Annotated in this window: 16 protein-coding genes; 9 read left to right on the top strand and 7 right to left on the bottom strand. The window is 72.3% G+C overall.

Going from position 1 to position 16,009, the window contains the following annotated elements:
* The first annotated feature begins 78 nt into the window (after positions 1-78).
* The 4 genes from ACFWUY_RS13015 to ACFWUY_RS13000 all read left to right on the top strand — a co-directional run bounded on the left by ACFWUY_RS13015 (position 79) and on the right by ACFWUY_RS13000 (position 4,139).
* Entirely contained in the window at positions 79-1,149 is a 1,071-nt protein-coding gene (locus tag ACFWUY_RS13015; protein WP_384106488.1) for a hypothetical protein, read from the top strand.
* 122 nt (positions 1,150-1,271) lie between these two features.
* A complete protein-coding gene (locus ACFWUY_RS13010) occupies positions 1,272-2,729 on the top strand; it encodes a DUF2252 domain-containing protein (RefSeq protein WP_384106485.1) in 1,458 nt (485 codons plus the stop codon).
* A 265-nt stretch (positions 2,730-2,994) separates the two neighbouring features.
* On the top strand, positions 2,995-3,738 hold the full coding sequence (locus ACFWUY_RS13005; RefSeq protein WP_384106556.1) for a hypothetical protein: 744 nt from the start codon (positions 2,995-2,997) through the stop codon (positions 3,736-3,738).
* A gap of 56 nt (positions 3,739-3,794) precedes the next feature.
* Positions 3,795-4,139 carry a rhodanese-like domain-containing protein gene (locus tag ACFWUY_RS13000; protein ID WP_384106482.1) on the top strand — a complete coding sequence of 115 codons (345 nt, stop codon included), beginning with the start codon at positions 3,795-3,797 and terminating at the stop codon, positions 4,137-4,139.
* A gap of 10 nt (positions 4,140-4,149) precedes the next feature.
* On the opposite strand, the gene ACFWUY_RS12995 is transcribed toward ACFWUY_RS13000, so the two are convergent.
* From ACFWUY_RS12995 to paaA, 6 genes are all read right to left on the bottom strand, one after another.
* Positions 4,150-5,283, bottom strand: a complete 1,134-nt coding sequence (locus ACFWUY_RS12995) for an acyl-CoA dehydrogenase family protein (RefSeq protein WP_384106479.1) — start codon at positions 5,281-5,283, stop codon at positions 4,150-4,152.
* Positions 5,284-5,377: 94 nt separating this feature from the next.
* Positions 5,378-6,469, bottom strand: a complete 1,092-nt coding sequence (locus ACFWUY_RS12990; RefSeq protein ID WP_384106476.1) for a 2Fe-2S iron-sulfur cluster-binding protein — start codon at positions 6,467-6,469, stop codon at positions 5,378-5,380.
* Positions 6,470-6,973, bottom strand: a complete 504-nt coding sequence (paaD, locus tag ACFWUY_RS12985) for a 1,2-phenylacetyl-CoA epoxidase subunit PaaD (protein WP_384106473.1) — start codon at positions 6,971-6,973, stop codon at positions 6,470-6,472.
* Positions 6,967-7,704, bottom strand: a complete 738-nt coding sequence (gene paaC / locus ACFWUY_RS12980) for a 1,2-phenylacetyl-CoA epoxidase subunit PaaC (RefSeq protein ID WP_384106470.1) — start codon at positions 7,702-7,704, stop codon at positions 6,967-6,969. Before paaC ends, paaD begins: the two co-directional genes overlap by 7 nt.
* Positions 7,701-7,988, bottom strand: a complete 288-nt coding sequence (gene paaB, locus ACFWUY_RS12975) for a 1,2-phenylacetyl-CoA epoxidase subunit PaaB (protein ID WP_055599070.1) — start codon at positions 7,986-7,988, stop codon at positions 7,701-7,703. The genes paaC and paaB overlap by 4 nt, the downstream gene beginning before the upstream one ends.
* Entirely contained in the window at positions 7,985-9,007 is a 1,023-nt protein-coding gene (paaA, locus tag ACFWUY_RS12970; protein ID WP_384106467.1) for a 1,2-phenylacetyl-CoA epoxidase subunit PaaA, read from the bottom strand. Before paaA ends, paaB begins: the two co-directional genes overlap by 4 nt.
* 112 nt (positions 9,008-9,119) lie before the next feature.
* Here paaA and ACFWUY_RS12965 point away from each other — a divergent pair, with 112 nt between their 5' ends.
* The 3 genes from ACFWUY_RS12965 to ACFWUY_RS12955 are packed head-to-tail and all read left to right on the top strand — an operon-like array spanning position 9,120 to position 11,946.
* A complete protein-coding gene (locus ACFWUY_RS12965; RefSeq protein ID WP_384106464.1) occupies positions 9,120-9,920 on the top strand; it encodes a DUF5819 family protein in 801 nt (266 codons plus the stop codon).
* Complete coding sequence (locus tag ACFWUY_RS12960; RefSeq protein WP_384106461.1) at positions 9,917-11,218, top strand: HTTM domain-containing protein; 1,302 nt, start codon at positions 9,917-9,919, stop codon at positions 11,216-11,218. The genes ACFWUY_RS12965 and ACFWUY_RS12960 overlap by 4 nt, the downstream gene beginning before the upstream one ends.
* Entirely contained in the window at positions 11,215-11,946 is a 732-nt protein-coding gene (locus ACFWUY_RS12955) for a TrmH family RNA methyltransferase (RefSeq protein ID WP_384106459.1), read from the top strand. Before ACFWUY_RS12960 ends, ACFWUY_RS12955 begins: the two co-directional genes overlap by 4 nt.
* A gap of 40 nt (positions 11,947-11,986) precedes the next feature.
* On the opposite strand, the gene paaN is transcribed toward ACFWUY_RS12955, so the two are convergent.
* Positions 11,987-13,684, bottom strand: a complete 1,698-nt coding sequence (gene paaN, locus ACFWUY_RS12950) for a phenylacetic acid degradation protein PaaN (RefSeq protein WP_384106456.1) — start codon at positions 13,682-13,684, stop codon at positions 11,987-11,989.
* 124 nt (positions 13,685-13,808) lie between these two features.
* On the opposite strand from paaN, the gene ACFWUY_RS12945 reads away from it, so the two are divergent.
* Both ACFWUY_RS12945 and ACFWUY_RS12940 read left to right on the top strand, forming a co-directional pair.
* Positions 13,809-15,407 (top strand): 3-hydroxyacyl-CoA dehydrogenase, encoded by a 1,599-nt coding sequence (locus tag ACFWUY_RS12945; RefSeq protein WP_384106454.1) that lies wholly within the window; start codon positions 13,809-13,811, stop codon positions 15,405-15,407.
* Complete coding sequence (locus ACFWUY_RS12940; protein ID WP_384106451.1) at positions 15,407-16,000, top strand: TetR/AcrR family transcriptional regulator; 594 nt, start codon at positions 15,407-15,409, stop codon at positions 15,998-16,000. Before ACFWUY_RS12945 ends, ACFWUY_RS12940 begins: the two co-directional genes overlap by 1 nt.
* The last annotated feature ends 9 nt before the right edge of the window (positions 16,001-16,009 follow it).

The raw sequence follows: 16,009 nt of genomic DNA, 5'->3' as shown, positions 1-16,009 counted from the left end.
CTGCGGTCGCCTGCCACGGACTTTCAGTTGTATAGTACAACGGTTCTTTAGTTGTAAAAGCCAACCATGGAGGTATCGGTGTCCGCAGGACCGAACACCAGGGGCGCGTTGCGGCATGTCCTCGGACATCTGCTCACCCCGCTGCTGATGTGTGTCGGCATGGGACTCGCCTACCTCGGCGCCTTCCATGCCCCCGAACCCCACGACCTGCGCGTCGACGTCGTCGGCTCGGGACCCACCGCCCAGGTCCTCGCGCAGACCCTCCAGGACAAGGGCGCCGGCGCCCTCGACGTCCGTACCGTCGCCGACCGGGACACGGCCGTCACCGCCCTGCGCGAGCAGAGCAGCTTCGGCGCCTACGTCCCCGGCGAGAAGCCCGAGCTGCTCGTGGCCCCGGCCTCCTCCGACACCAGTGCCATGGCCGTCGAGAAGTTGTTCACCAAGGTCGCCGCCGGTCAGGGTGCCCCGCTCAAGGTCACCGACGTCGCGCCCCTCGCCTCCGGTGACCCCACCGGGCAGGGCGTCTTCTTCCTGCTCGTCGCCCTCAGCATCGGGGCGTACGCCTCGGTCGCCGTCATCGGTGGGGCAGGGGCGGTCCTGCCCCTGCGGATCCGGGCCCTCCTCGCCGCCGGAATGTCGCTCGTCGTCAGCCTGATCGGGACGCTCTTCGCCGGACCGGTCTTCCACCTGGTCGATCAGGGGCTCGGCGGTGTGTGGGCGCTGTCCTGGCTGTACGCGGCGGGCATCCTGCTCGTCGGCGTCGGCCTGCACACCTATCTGCGCCGCTGGACCACGCTCGGCGTGATGGTGCTCTTCGTCATGCTCAACTTCACGAGTTCCGGCGGCATCTACCGGCCCGAGCTCCAGCCCGGCTTCTTCGGCGCGCTGCACGCCTTCTGGAACGGCGCGGGCTTCGTCGAGGGCGTACGCGGCCATGTGTACTTCGGCGGACACGCGCTCGGCGGGCACGTTCTGGTCCTTGCCGTCTGGTTCCTCGTCGGAGCCGCTCTCGTCGTCGCCGCCGGGATCACGGAGAAGAGGCGGGCGCGCGTGGCCGGGGACGGCGCTTCGGTTTCCGCTTCCGCTTCCGCCCCGGTCCCGGCCCCGGACCCGGCCGAGGAGGAGATGGAGGAGGCGGTGGCCGTCTGAGGGCTTCACGGGGCTTGTCCACAGGGTGCGGGCAGCGTTGTCCACAGGGGGAGACGCCCGCTCGACCGCGGCGGTACCGTCAGCGCGGATGATGTTGGACTTTCGTCGGGGGAGGGCGTGCCATGGGTGAGATCCAGGCCGTGGTGCAGGGACAGCGCGGAACGGACGGAGAGCCGGGCGGCGTACGGATGCCACACGTGCCGGGGTTCGCGCGCCGCGCAGACATCGGCGGGGCAGCCCACAAGAAACGGGGCAAGGAGCTGAGGCAGCGGGTCCCGCGCTCCTCGCACTCCCTGCCGGCCCTCGCCGCCGACCGCCCCGACGCGGTCGGAGCCGTCGAGGAGTCGAGCCGCGACAGGGTTCCCGAGCTCGCGCCGATACGGGTCGGCAGGATGGCGGCGAGCCCCTTCGCCTTCCTGCGCGGATCCGCCGGACTGATGGCCCACGACCTCGCCGGCACTCCCGTCACCGGAATAGCCGCCCAGCTGTGCGGCGACGCGCACGCCGCCAACTTCGGGCTCTACGGCGACGCCCACGGCCGGCTCGTCATGGACCTCAACGACTTCGACGAGACCATCGTCGGCCCTTGGGAATGGGACCTCAAGCGGCTCGCCACCTCCCTGGTGCTCGCGGGCAGGGAGGTGGGCGCGAGCGAGGAGGTGTGCCGGGCCGCCGCCTTCGACACCGTCGGCGCCTACCGGCGCACCATGCGCCTGCTCGCCCGGCTTCCCGCGTTCGACGCCTGGAACGCGATCGCCGACGAGGAACTGGTCTCGCACACCGACGCCCGTGATCTCCTCGGCACCCTGGAACAGGTGTCCGCCAAGGCCCGCAGGAACACGAGCGCCCGGTTCGCCGCCCGGTCGACCGAGGCGGTGAGCGACGTGGACGGCGGCGGGCGCAGGTTCGTGGACGCCGCCCCGGTGCTGCGCAGGGTCACGGACTCCGAGGCCGCCGCGGTCGCCGCCTCCCTCGGCGCATACCTGGAGACCGTCTCCGAGGACCGGCTTCCGCTGCTCGCGCGGTACGCCGTCCACGACGTGGCCTTCCGGGTGGTCGGCACCGGCAGCGTCGGCACCCGCTCCTATGTCGTGCTGCTCCTCGACCACCGGGGCGAGCCGCTGGTGCTCCAGGTGAAGGAGGCCCGGCCGTCCGCCCTGCTGCCCCATCTGCCCGCCGTGGGCTTCACCGTGCCGGACCCCGGCCACGAGGGTCGGCGGGTGGTGCTCGGGCAGAAGCGGATGCAGGTCGTCAGCGACATCCTGCTCGGCTGGACCACGGTGGAGGGGCGCCCCTTCCAGGTGCGCCAGTTCCGCAACCGCAAGGGCAGCGTCGACCCCGCCGCCCTCACCGTCGACCAGGTCGACGACTACGGCCGGATGACCGGGGCGTTGCTCGCCCGCGCCCACGCCCACAGCGCGGATCCGCGTCTGATAGCCGGGTACTGCGGCAAGAACGAGGAGTTCGACGAGGCCGTCGCCTCCTTCGCCGTCTCGTACGCGGACCGCACCACCGCTGATCACGCCGACCTGCTCGCGGCCGTCCGCTCCGGCCGTACAGCGGCCGAGCTGGGCGTCTGACGCCCGTCGCGAGAGCGAGGGACGACGTCGGGGCAAGGGCAACAAAGGGGGAGGGAGGGGAGGGGGAGGGAGGGGGGAGCCCCCCCGAGGCCCGTAGGCTGGGGGGACGAGGCGGAACGAGGACTGGGCGGGCGTTGACGTGAGCGTGGACCAGGGTGTGAACGAGGGGCCCGGGGACGAGCGGCCCGAGGGCGAGCGGTCCCAGGACGAGCGGTCCGAGGCGCGGCCTGGGGACGAGCGGCCCGAGGCGCGGCTTGAGCGGGCCGTGCGGGTGGCCGAGCAGGCCCTGATCGAGTTCGAGATCGCCGTCGAGACGTTCCGGGTCGAGGTGGACAACTTCTCGCGGCTGCACCATCAGAAGCTCGGCCCGATGTACGCGCGGCTCGACGAGCTCGACGCCCGGATCGCCGAGGCGCGGGCCGCCCGCACCGGCGACCCGGAGGATCTGCGGCGAGCACAGGAGGCGCGGGCCGCGGTCATGCCGATGCCCGGGGTGGACGAGCTGTTCCACGACTGGATCGACTCCGACGGGCTCTCCCCCGAGGCGCAGGCCATGCTCACCGACCGGCCGGTGCAGCCTCCGAAGCGGGTCCGCCCCGGTGAGGAGGCCCGCAGGCTCTACCGGGAGCTGGCCCGTAGGGCCCACCCCGACCTGGCCCGTGAGGAGGACGAGCGGAAGCGGCGCGAGGAGTTCATCACCCGGGTGAACGCCGCCTACGCCCGCGGCGACGAGGCGCTCCTTCGCGAGCTCTCCGCGGAGTGGGAGGCCGGTCCCGCGCCGGCCGAGGAGCGGCTCAGCGAGAGCGAGGAGCTGTACGCGCGTCTGGAGTGGCTGGCGCAGCGCAAGGACATGCTGTCGGCGCTGGCGCGCGAGCTGGAGGAGAGCGCGATCGGCGCGATGCTGCGGATGGCGCCGGAGGACCCGGACCGGCTCCTCGAGGAGATCGCGGAGCAGCTGCTCGCGCAGGTCTCCGAGCGGGAGAACGAGCTGGCCGAGCTGGTGCAGTAGGTTTTTCCGTGTGCTCGGGTTCCCCCGGGCGGTACTGACGAGAGAAGGCTTGTCCCATGAATTTCTCCCCGCTGCCCTCGGTGGACGCGGCTTCCGTGCCGGCCGATGCCCTGGTGCTGGACGTCAGGGAGGACGACGAGTGGGCGGCCGGTCATGTCGAGGGCGCTCTGCACGTGCCGATGAGCGACTTCGTGGCCCGCTTCGGTGAGGTGACGGAGGCCGTGGCCGAGCGTGGTCGTGCCCATGTGATGTGCCGGGTCGGCGGCCGGTCGGCGCAGGTCACGCAGTATCTGGTGCAGCAGGGCTTCGACGCGGTGAACGTCGACGGCGGGATGCTCGCCTGGGACGGTGCCGGGCGTCCGATGGTGACGGAGAACGGCAGCCCGGCCTTCGTCCTCTGACGGCCGGCGGTCAGCCGAGGGGGTGGGCGGCCAGCAGGTCGCCCAGGGCCTCCTCGTGGGCCGCGGCGGGGCCGAGGGACAGCTCCAGGTGTTTGGCCCAGGCGTGGTAGCGGTGCAGGGGGTAGTCCGTGTCGGCGCCGAAGCCGCCGTGCAGGTGCTGCGCGGTCTGCACCACGCGTCGTACGCCTTCGGAGGCCCAGATCTTCGCGACGGCGATGTCCCCCTCTGCGGGGAGCGCCCCTTCGGAGGCGCTGGAGAGCCGCCAGGCGGCCTGCCAGAGGGTGGCCTCCATGGCGCGCAGGTCGATGTAGCGGTCGGCGGTCTGCACGGCGACCGCCTGGAACGTGGCCACGGGGTGGCCGAACTGTTCGCGTTTCCCGGTGTACTGGCTCGTCATGGTGAGCACGGCCTCGCCGAGGCCGAGGGCGAGCGCGCAGGTCCCGGTGGTCAGGAGTCCGCGCAGCCACTTCCAGGCGCCTTCGGCGTCGATGACGTCGGCGTCGGCGAGGCGTACGGCGTCGAGCCGTAGTTCGGCGAGGAGTTCGCCGCTGGTGGAGTACTGCGCGGTGAGCGTGAGGCCCGCGTGCGTCCGGGGCAGCAGGGCGAGGACGGTGCGTCCCTCGGGGGTGTGCCCGGGTACGGCGACGAGGTCCGCTCCGTGGGCCCAGGGAACGGCGGTCTGGAGGCCGTCGAGGATCCAGACGGTGCCGTCGTGGCGGGCGGTGACGGAGCACTCCGCGGGGTCGTGGCCGGTGTGCCCCTGGGAGGCGGCGGTGAGCACGAGTTCGCCGCGGCCCACCCGGGGGAGCAGCGCGGCGGCCGTTTCCCGGGGGGCGTACCGCTCGACGGTCATGGCGACGGCGCTGGTCTCCAGGAGGGGGACGCGGGCGAGGACGCGGGCCGACTCGCGCAGGACGAGGCAGAGGGCGACGGGATCGAGCCCGGCGCCTCCGTGTTCCGGGGACACCGTCAGGCCCAGCAGGCCGGCCGCGGCGAGACGGGACCAGAGTGGTCGGTCCAGGTCCTCGGAGACGGCACCCGGTGTGAGGGCGGGGCTCGGTACCGCGTCGGGCGCGACGTCCGAGAAGACCGCCTTGGCCGCCTCGACGGCCGCCTGCTGTTCTTCGGTGAAGGTGAAGTCCACTGCCCTGCCCTCCCGTTGCCGTCCTCGTGCTTCCTGACGGTTCGTCAAGATAGAACAGGTTCTAGTGGAAGGGAATGGGCCGCGCCCGGACTCGTCAGCGGTCGAAGTCCAACTCCACGTCCGGGGTGACCGGGTGGGACTGACAGGCCAGCACGTATCCGGCTTCGGTCTCCTCCGGTTCCAGTGCGAAGTTGCGGTCCATCCGCACCTCTCCGCCGACGAGGAAGGCGCGGCAGGTGCCGCACACCCCGCCCTTGCAGGCGTACGGAGCGTCCGCGCGGGCACGGAGCACCGTGTCGAGGAGCGTCTCGCCCCGGTCCACCGGCCAGGTGCCGGACCGACCGTGCAGGGTCGCCGTCAGGGTGGCGTGCGCGGGGATGTCGCCCGCGGGGGCCGCGGCGGGTGCGGAGCCGTCGTCGACGTGGAAGATCTCCTGGTGGATCCGGCCACGGTCGACCCCGAGTCCGCGCAGCGCACGCTCGGCGCCCTGCACGAGCCCGAAGGGGCCGCAGAGGAACCAGCCGTCGATCGTGTCGACCGGCAGCAGCGCGGGCAGCAGCTCGGCGAGCCGCTCGTGGTCGAGACGGCCGGAGGGCAGACCCGCCTGCTGTTCCTCCCGGGAGAGCACGGTGACCAGCTGGAAGCGGTCGGGGTAGCGGTCCTTCAGGTCGGCGACCTCGTCGAGGAACATCGTGGACGAGGCGGTGCGGTCGCTCCGGACCAGGCAGAACCGGGCCTCCGGTTCCCGGGCGAGCAGGGTGGCCGCGATCGACAGGACCGGAGTGATGCCGCTGCCGCCGACGACGGCCGCGAAGTGACCGGGGCGCGGGGCGAGCGAGAAGCGGCCCATGGGCTCCATGACCTCGACGAGGTCTCCGACGGCCAGTTCCTTGAGCGCGTACGTCGAGAACGAGCCGCCGTCGACCAGCCGGATGCCGACACGCAGGACGGGGGGCTCGCCGGCCGGGGCCGCGGGGGTGCAGATCGAGTACGTGCGCCGGACCTCCTCGCCCCGCTCGCCCGTGCGGCGCAGGGCGAGGTGCTGGCCGGGGAGGTGCCGGTACGCCTCGTGGAGTTCGGGCGGGACGGCGAAGGTGACGGCCACGGAGTCGTCCGTGAGCCGCTCGACCTCGCTCACCCGGAGCGGATGGAACCCGGCCCGTCCGGCGGCGCCTGAGGACACCATCTACAACTCCTTGAAGTGGTCGAACGGTTCGCGGCAGGCGGTGCAGCGGCGCAGTGCCTTGCACGCGGTCGAGGAGAAGCGGCTCAGGAGCTCGGTGTCGGTGGAGCCGCAGTGGGGGCAGCGGATCGCGAGGGTCAGCGGGACCGGGCCGCCGGCCGGGCCGGGGCCCTGGGGGCGCGGCGGGGCGACGCCGAACTCGGCGAGCTTGCGGCGTCCTTCCTCGCTGATGTCGTCGGTGGACCACGCGGGGGCGAGGACCGTGACGACGGAGACCTCCGGCACTCCGTGCTCGTGGAGGGCGCGCTCGATGTCGGAGGACATGGCCTCGACGGCGGGACAGCCCGTGTACGTCGGGGTGAGGGCGACCTCGACCCGGCCGGGGCCGGTGACCTGGACGCCCCGCAGCACACCGAGCTCCGCCAGGGTGAGGACGGGCAGCTCGGGGTCGAGGACGGCGCCTGCGATCCGGCTCAGCTCCTCCTCCAGGGCGGTCATGGTCACCATGTCGCCCCCGGGTGGCTGCGGTGCAGGTGCTGCATCTCTGCGAGCATCCGTCCGAAGGGCTCGGTGTGGAGCCCCTGCCGGCCGGCTCCCGCGGTCCAGGCGCCGGTGCGGGGCCCCTCGGGCACGGTGAGCGTGGCCCTGTCGAGGACGTCCGTCACCGACGCCAGCCAGGCGCTCTCCATGGCCGCGTGGTCCACGTCGAGTCCCTCGACGGGCTGGAACAGCTCGCCCGTGTACCGCCACAGGGCGTCGCAGGCCCGCCGCATGCGCTCGTGGCTCTCGGCGGTGCCGTCGCCGAGCCGCAGGGTCCAGTGCTCGGCGTGGTCCTGGTGGTACGCGACCTCCTTGACGGCCTTGGCCGCGAGACCGGCGAAGGGGCCGTCCCCGGCGGCCAGCTGCCCGTACAGGAGGCGCTGGTAGGTGGAGAAGTAGAGCTGTCGCGCGATGGTGTGGGCGAAGTCGCCGTTCGGCTGTTCGACCAGCTGGACGTTCCGGAAGGAACGCTCCTCGCGCAGGTAGGCCAGTTCGTCCTCGTCGCCGACGAGCGAGAGGAGGACCCGGGCCTGGCCGAGGAGGTCGAGCGCGATGTTCGCCAGGGCGACCTCCTCCTCCAGGACGGGGGCGTGTCCGGCCCACTCCCCCAGGCGGTGGGAGAGGACGAGGGCGTCGTCGCCGAGGGCGAGGGCGGCTCCGGTGACCACGGCGCCCTCACGGGTGTCGGGGGTGCTCACAGGTGCTTCACCCCCTCCGGGATCTCGTAGAACGTCGGGTGGCGGTAGGGCTTGTCGGCGGCCGGCTCGAAGAAGGGGTCCTTCTCGTCGGGTGAGGAGGCGGTGATCTCCGCCGAGGGCACGACCCAGATCGACACGCCTTCGCTCCTGCGGGTGTACAGGTCGCGGGCGTTGCGCAGGGCCATCTCCGCGTCGGGCGCGTGGAGACTGCCCGCGTGGGTGTGGGACAGTCCGCGGCGGGAGCGCACGAACACCTCCCACAGCGGCCAACCGTCGCTCGTCATGCCTGTGCCTCCCCGTGCTTGCCGGTGTGCTTGTGCTTCTCCGCGTGGGCGGCCGCGGCCTCCCTGACCCAGGCGCCGTCCTCATGGGCCTGGCGCCGCCTGCTCAGCCGCTGGTCGTTGCAGGGACCGTTGCCCTTGAGGACGTCCCAGAACTCGGTCCAGTCGATCGGGCCGAAGTCGTAGTGCCCGCGTTCCTCGTTCCACCGGAGATCGGGGTCGGGGAGGGTGAGCCCGAGGGCCTCGGCCTGCGGCACGGCGATGTCGACGAAGCGCTGCCGCAGCTCGTCGTTGGAGTGGCGCTTGATCTTCCAGGCCATCGCCTGGGCGGTGTGGGTCGACTCGTCGTCGGGCGGGCCGAACATCATCAGCGAGGGCCACCACCAGCGATCCACGGCGTCCTGGGCCATGGCGTGCTGGGCCTCGGTGCCCTGGGAGAGGGCGAGCAGCGCCTCGTACCCCTGGCGCTGGTGGAAGGACTCCTCCTTGCAGACCCGGACCATCGCGCGGGCGTACGGCCCGTAGGAGCAGCGGCAGAGCGGGACCTGGTTGGTGATCGCGGCCCCGTCGACCAGCCAGCCGATCGCGCCGACGTCGGCCCAGGTCAGCGTGGGGTAGTTGAAGATCGAGGAGTACTTCTGGCGGCCCGAGTGGAGCTTGTCGAGCAGCTCGTCGCGGCTGGTGCCGAGGGTCTCCGCCGCGCTGTACAGATACAGGCCGTGGCCGGCCTCGTCCTGGACCTTGGCCATGAGGATCGCCTTGCGCCGCAGCGAGGGCGCGCGGGTGATCCAGTTCGCCTCCGGCTGCATGCCGATGATCTCGGAGTGGGCGTGCTGCGCGATCTGCCGGACGAGCGAGGCGCGGTAGGCCTCGGGCATCCAGTCGCGCGGCTCGATCCGCTCGTCGGCGGCCACGGCGGCGTCGAACACGGCCTCGTAAGCGGCCTGCTCCGCCGCCACGGCCGCGTCCGACACTCCGGGCACGCCCGTGGTCTCTGCCGTCCCTGCCGTCACTGCGGTCATCGGACCCCCTACCGACCGATCGTTCGGTTGAATGACTTCAATGGTGGGTCGACGGCCCGTATGGTGTCAACCCTGTGGATAACCGGGGTGGGCCGATCGGGAGCGGGGCCGGATGGACGCGTACGTCGAGAAGAGTGCCGTTGACGTGGACGAGGGCCGTCCGACATCCCCTGCGGACCCCCCGGCGGGGCCCCCGGACACCACCCCCGGGACACGGCGCGCGACCCACGGGATCATGGCCCTCTCGTTGCCCTACCAGGTCGTCCTCGCCGTGGCGCTCGCCGTCGCCGGCGTGTTCGCCTGCGGCCATCTGGCGATGGTGTTCCTGCACGTGGCGCCGTCCAACACGCTGACCAAACGGCACGGTCAGGCCGTCGACGACTGGGTCTACCCCGAGTTCGAGCAGAACTGGAAGCTCTTCGCGCCCAATCCGCTCCGGCAGAACATCTCCGTCGAGGTCCGCGCCGAGCTCGCCACCCCCGACGGCGGGCGCCGCACCACCGGCTGGATCGACCTCACCGCCCAGGACATCGAGGCCGTCCGGCACAACCCGATCCCCAGCCACACCCAGCAGAACGTGCTTCGCCGGGCCATCGACTACTACTCCAACTCGCACTCCGACGAAGGTCGCCCCAACGGGATGCGCGGTCGGCTCTCGGAGGAGTACATGCGCCGGATCGCGATGCTCCGCCTCGACGCACTCCCCGTCCTCGAAGGTCCCGACGGCCGGCCGATCGCCGGTGACGTGCGGCGCGTCCAGCTCCGTACCGTCACCCGGTCCGTCGCCGCCCCCCGGTGGAGCTTCGAGAAGATCGACACGGACCCCTCCTACCGGGACTTCCCGTGGTGGCCCGTCACCGCCGCCGACCTCCCCGCCGGAGGCGACCTGAGCCGCACGGAGACGGGCCGATGACCACCCCCGACCCCCTGGCCACTCCGGAACCCCTGGCCACTCCCGGCCCCGTGGCCCCTGCCGCGGCCGCCGGCACGCGCGCGCCTGCCCGTGAGCCTCTCGACCGTCGGCTCGCCCGCGCCGTCCAAGCCCTCACGGGCCGCTCACTCGGCCCGTACCAGAGCGCGATCGTGCGGATCGGCTTCTCGCTGACCTGGCTGGTCTTCCTGCTGCGCGAGCTGCCGCACCGGCACGAGCTGTACGGCCCCGAAGGCCCCTGGTCCTGGGAGATGGCCGGCCGGCTGATCGCCGACAACCGGTCCTTCACCGTCCTCATGTGGTCGGACGGCCGGCTCTGGTTCGAGTTCGTCTACGGCCTCGCCGTGCTCTCCGCCGTGCTGCTCCTCGTCGGCTGGCGCACCCGGGCCGTCTCGGTGGTCTTCATGGCCGGGGTGCTCTCGCTGCAGAACCGCTCCGTCTTCGTGGGCGACGGCGGCGACAACGTCCTCCACCTCGTCGCGATCTACCTCGTGCTCACCCGCTGCGCCCAGGTGTGGTCCCTCGACGCCCGGCGGGCGGCCCGTGACGCCCGTGCCGCCCGCGCGGGCGGGTCACCGCGCGCCGACCGCGTCGGCCCGCTGCTGTGGATCGTGCTCGGCGGCTTCCTCCTCGCCACGACCTGGTTCAGCGAGGTCACCGGCGAGTGGTGGCTGCCCGTGCTGCTGTGGGTCCTGTGGCTCGGGAACGGCCTGTGGTGGCTGGTCTGCCGGTACGCGCCGGGGGAGCCGCGCACCCTGCTCGACGCGCTCGCCCACCTCGCGCACAACGCCGCCCTCTTCGTGATCATGGCGGAGGTCTGTCTGATCTACGCCACGGCCGGCTGGTACAAGATCCAGGGCTCGCGCTGGCAGGACGGCACCGCGCTGTACTACCCGCTCCACCTCGACTACTTCACGCCGTGGCCGGCCCTCTCCGACCTGCTGGCCAGCAGCGGGGTGATGGTGATGCTGCTGACCTACGGCACGGTGATCGTCCAGGTCGCCTTCCCCTTCACGCTCTTCCACCGCAAGGTCAAGAACGTCCTGCTCGTCGTGATGATGCTGGAGCACGCGGGGATCGCGGTGCTCCTCGGGCTGCCGGTCTTCTCGCTCGCGATGATCTCCGCCGACGCCGTGTTCCTGCCGACGCCCTTCCTGGTGGCGCTCGGTGCGCGGGTCGTGCGGGGCAGGGACCGGCTGCTGCGGCGTGCGCCCGTCGAGAAGCTGCCCGAGCAGCGCCGTACGGGTGAGGAGCACGGTCCCCGTACCCTCGTCGGGTGAGCACCACCGAAGAGAAGCCCGGAACCGGAACCGCAGCCGGAACCGCGGGCGAGGCCGGAACCGGGGCAGCGGGCGAGGCCGGAGTCGCGGAGCCGGTCCAGTACGACGAGGGCTTCGGCCCCGAGGTCGGCGTCGGGCCGCACCCGGAGCCGTGGCCCGAGGGTGAGCGGTACGACCCCGAGCTGCTTGCCGACGGCGACCGGCGCAACGTCGTCGACCGCTACCGGTACTGGACGCGGGAGGCGGTCGTCGCCGACCTGGACACCCGCCGGCACGACTTCCACGTGGCGGTGGAGAACTGGGGCCACGACTTCAACATCGGTTCGGTGGTGCGGACCGCCAACGCCTTCCTGGCGAAGGAGGTCCACATCGTGGGCCGGCGGCGCTGGAACCGGCGCGGCGCCATGGTCACCGACCGCTACCAGCACGTCCGGCACCACCCGGACACCGAGTCGTTGACCTCGTGGGCGGCGGCCGAGGGCATCCCCGTCATCGGCATCGACAACCTGCCGGGCGCCGTGCCGCTGGAGCGGACCGTGCTGCCCCGCCGCTGTGTGCTGCTCTTCGGGCAGGAGGGCCCTGGGCTCACCGAGGAGGCCCGCGCCCACGTGGAGATGGTCTGCTCGATCGCCCAGTTCGGCTCGACCCGCTCGATCAACGCGGGGGCGGCCGCCGCCATCGCCATGCACGCGTGGGTACAGCGCTACGCGGAGATCGAGAGCCCTTGAGGTGGCGTGGAGGCCCCGCGGGGCCTCCACGCGCGCGTCGTCAGGCCTGGCGGCGGACCTCCACCACACGGAAGCGGTTGGAGACGAAGGCGCCGTCGCACAGCGCCGCGTTCGCCGCCGGGTTGCCGCCGGAGCCGTGGAAGTCGGAGAACGCGGCGGTCTGGTTCACGTACACCCCGCCCGTGAGGTTCAGCGAGAGCTGGGCCGACTCCTCCAGGCAGACCTCCTCCACCGCGCGCTCGGTCTCCGCCGAGGTCGTGTAGGCCCCGACCGTCATCGCGCCCTTCTCCCGGACCGTGCGCCGCAGCAGCTCCAGGGCCTCCTCGGTGGAGTCCACCGAGACGGCGAAGGAGACCGGGCCGAAGCACTCCGAGAAGTACGCGGCCTGGGCGTCGGGCTTGGAGCCGTCCAGCTTCACGATGACCGGCGTGCGCACGACCGCGTCCGGGTACTCCGGGTTGACCACCTCGCGGGAGGCGAGTGCCACCTCGCCGAGGTCGGCGGCGGCCTCCAGGCGCGCCTTCACGTCCGGGTTGACCAGGGCGCCGAGGATGCCGTTCGCCCGGGCGTCGTCGCCGAGCAGACCGCCGACCCCCGCCGCGAGGTCGGCGACGACCTCGTCGTACGACCTGGGGCCCTGGTCGGTGGTGATGCCGTCGCGGGGGATCAGCAGGTTCTGCGGGGTGGTGCACATCTGGCCGCTGTACAGGGACAGCGAGAACGCCAGGTTGGCGAGCATGCCCTTGTAGTCGTCGGTGGAGTCGACCACCACCGTGTTGACGCCGGCCTTCTCGGTGTAGACCTGCGCCTGCCGGGCGTTGGCCTCCAGCCAGTCGCCGAACTCGGTGGAGCCGGTGTAGTCGATGATCCGGATCTCGGGGCGCACGGCCAGCGTCTTGGCGATGCCCTCACCCGGCCGCTCGACGGCGAGCGCGACCAGGTTCGGGTCGAAGCCGGCCTCGGCGAGCACCTCACGGGCGACGCGGACGGTCAGCGCGAGCGGCAGCACCGCGCGCGGGTGCGGCTTGACCAGGACCGGGTTGCCGGTGGCGAGCGAGGCGAACAGGCCCGGGTAGCCGTTCCACGTGGGGAAGGTGTTGCAGCCGATCATCAGGGCGATGCCGCGGCCGACCGGGGTGAACTCCTTGCTCAGCTGCAGGGGGTCGCGCTTGCCCTGGGGCTTGGACCAGTCGGCCCGCCCGGCGGGGGTGCGGGTCTGCTCCGCGTACGCGTACGCCACGGCTTCGAGGCCGCGGTCCTGCGCGTGCGGGCCGCCGGCCTGGAACGCCATCATGAACGCCTGTCCGCTGGTGTGCATGACGGCGTGGGCGAACTCGTGGGTGCGGGCGGAGATCCGGGCGAGGATCTCCAGACAGACCAGGGCCCGGGTCTCGGCCCCGGCGTCGCGCCAGGCGCCCATGCCCGCGCGCATCGCGGGGAGCAGGACGTCGATGTCGGCGTGCGGGTACTCGATGCCGAGCGACGGGCCGTACGGCGAGGTCTCGCCGCCGGTCCAGCCGTCCGTGCCGGGCTGGTCGAGCTCGAAGCGGCTGTTCAGAGTGGCCTGGTGGGCGGCGAGACCGGCCGCGGCGTCGAGCGAGCCGTCCGCCCCGTACGCCTTCGGGTGCTCGGGGTGCGGCGACCAGTAGGCACGGGTCCGGATGGTGTCGAGCGCCTGGTCGAGCGTGGACCGGTGCTTCTCGGCCAGACGGTCGGTGGTCAGCTGAGCGGTGGCCATGGATGGACCAACTCCTCGTCGAGCTGGGCAGGGAGACGCGTACGGAGTTAGAGTAACCGAACGATCGGTCGGGACAAGGGGGGCCGTCGATCCTGTGGAAAACCCATCGGGGAGGATCACCCCTATGAGCGCCGACACGACCATGAGCGCCACCGTGACCGTCAGGGGGAGCGACGACGTGACCGCCAGTGAGCCCGCCGCGGCAGGAGCCGTCGAAACCGTGGGACAGGACCGCACCGTCGCCGTCGTCGGCACCGGGACCATGGGCCAGGGGATCGCCCAGGTGGCCCTGGTCGCCGGCCACCCCGTCCGTCTCTACGACAGCGCCCCCGGCCGCGCCGAGCAGGCCGTGGCCGCCCTCACCGCCCGCCTCGACCGGCTCGTCGAGAAGGGGCGCCTGGACGCCACCGCGCGCGAGGCCGCCGTCGGGCGGCTGCACGCGGCCGAGGAGCTCGACGAGCTCGCGGACGCGGCACTGGTCGTCGAGGCGATCGTCGAGCTCCTCCCCGTCAAGCAGCAGCTCTTCGCCGACCTGGAGAAGGTCGTCGGCGACGACACCCTCCTCGCCACCAACACCTCCTCCCTCTCCGTCACCGCCATCGCCGGAGGACTGCGGCTGCCCGGCCGGTTCGTCGGACTGCACTTCTTCAACCCGGCGCCGCTGCTCCCCCTCGTCGAGGTCGTCAGCGGCTTCGCCACCGACCCGGACGTCGCCACGCGCGCGTACGAGACGGTGAAGGGCTGGGGCAAGACCCCGGTGCGCTGCGCGGACACCCCCGGCTTCATCGTGAACCGCGTCGCGCGGCCCTTCTACGCCGAGGCGCTGCGGGTCTACGAGGAGGGCGCGGCCGATCCGGCCACGATCGACGCGGCCCTGCGCGAGTGCGGCGGGTTCCGCATGGGCCCCTTCGAGCTGACCGACCTGATCGGCCAGGACGTGAACGAGGCCGTCACCCGCTCGGTGTGGGAGTCCTTCTACCAGGACCCGAAGTTCACGCCCTCGCTCGCTCAGCGGCGGCTCGTGGAGTCGGGGCGGCTCGGCCGCAAGACGGGCCAGGGCTGGTTCTCGTACGCGGAGGGCGCCGAGCGGCCCGCACCGCACACGGCGGCGCCGGCGAAGGCGCCCGAGCGGATCGTCGTCCGGGGTGACCTCGGGCCGGCGGAGCCGCTGGTGGGGCTCTTCGAGGAGGCCGGGATCACGGTCCGGCGCAAGAAGGGGGACGGCGGGTACATCAAGCTGCCCGGAGGCGGTGAGCTCAGCCTCGCCGACGGCGAGTCCTCCTTCGAGTACCACAAGGAGGACATCCTCTACTTCGACCTCGCGCTCGACTACGCCGCCGCGACCCGGATCGTCCTGTCGGCTCGCGAGGGCGTCGACCCCGAGGTGCTCGCCGAAGCGGTGGGGCTCTTCCAGGCGCTCGGCAAGCAGGTCTCCGTCATCGGGGACGTGCCCGGCATGATCGTGGCCCGTACGGTCGCGATGCTGGCCGACGTGGCGGCCGACGCGGTCGACCGCGGGGTCGCGACCGAGGAGGACGTGGACACGGCGATGCGGCTCGGGGTCAACTATCCGGCCGGACCGCTCGAGTGGGCCGGGAAGGTCGGCTACCGCCGCACGTGCGGCCTGCTGCGGGAGCTGCACGGGTGGTACCCGACGGGGCGGTACGCGCCGAGCGTCGCCCTCGTACGACGGGGCTACGCCGAGGAAGCCGGGGAGTCCTGATGACGACCGCGAAGCGCGACACGTACACCCCCGAGACGCTGCTCTCGGTCGCCGTGCGGATCTTCAACGAGCGCGGCTACGACGGCACCTCCATGGAGCACCTCTCCAAGGCGGCCGGGATCTCCAAGTCGTCGATCTACCACCACGTGTCCGGCAAGGAGGAGCTGCTGCGGCGGGCGGTCAGCCGGGCGCTCGACGGGCTCTTCGGGATCCTCGACGAGCCGGGCGCCGGGCGTGGCCGGGCCGTCGAGCGGGTCGAGTACGTCACGCGGCGGACGGTCGAGGTGCTGATAGCGGAGCTGCCGTACGTGACGCTGCTGCTGAGGGTGCGCGGCAACACGTCCACCGAGCGGTGGGCCATGGAGCGGCGGCGCGAGTTCGACCACCGGGTGGCCGAACTGCTCAGGGCCGCCGCCGACGAGGGCGACCTGAGGGCCGACGTGGACATCCGGCTCGCGACCCGGCTCCTCTTCGGCATGATCAACTCGCTTGTGGAGTGGTACCGGCCCCATCCGGACGCGACGGCGGAGCGGGAGCAGCTCGCCGAGACCGTCGCCCACCTGGCCTTCGACGGGCTGCGGACGGCCCGCTGAGGACCGCTC

The organism is Streptomyces sp. NPDC058664, from assembly GCF_042716635.1.
Classification (GTDB): Bacteria; Actinomycetota; Actinomycetes; order Streptomycetales; family Streptomycetaceae; genus Streptomyces.
The sequence above is the reverse complement of the archived record's forward strand: the minus strand, read 5'-3'. Positions and strand labels throughout refer to the sequence as shown.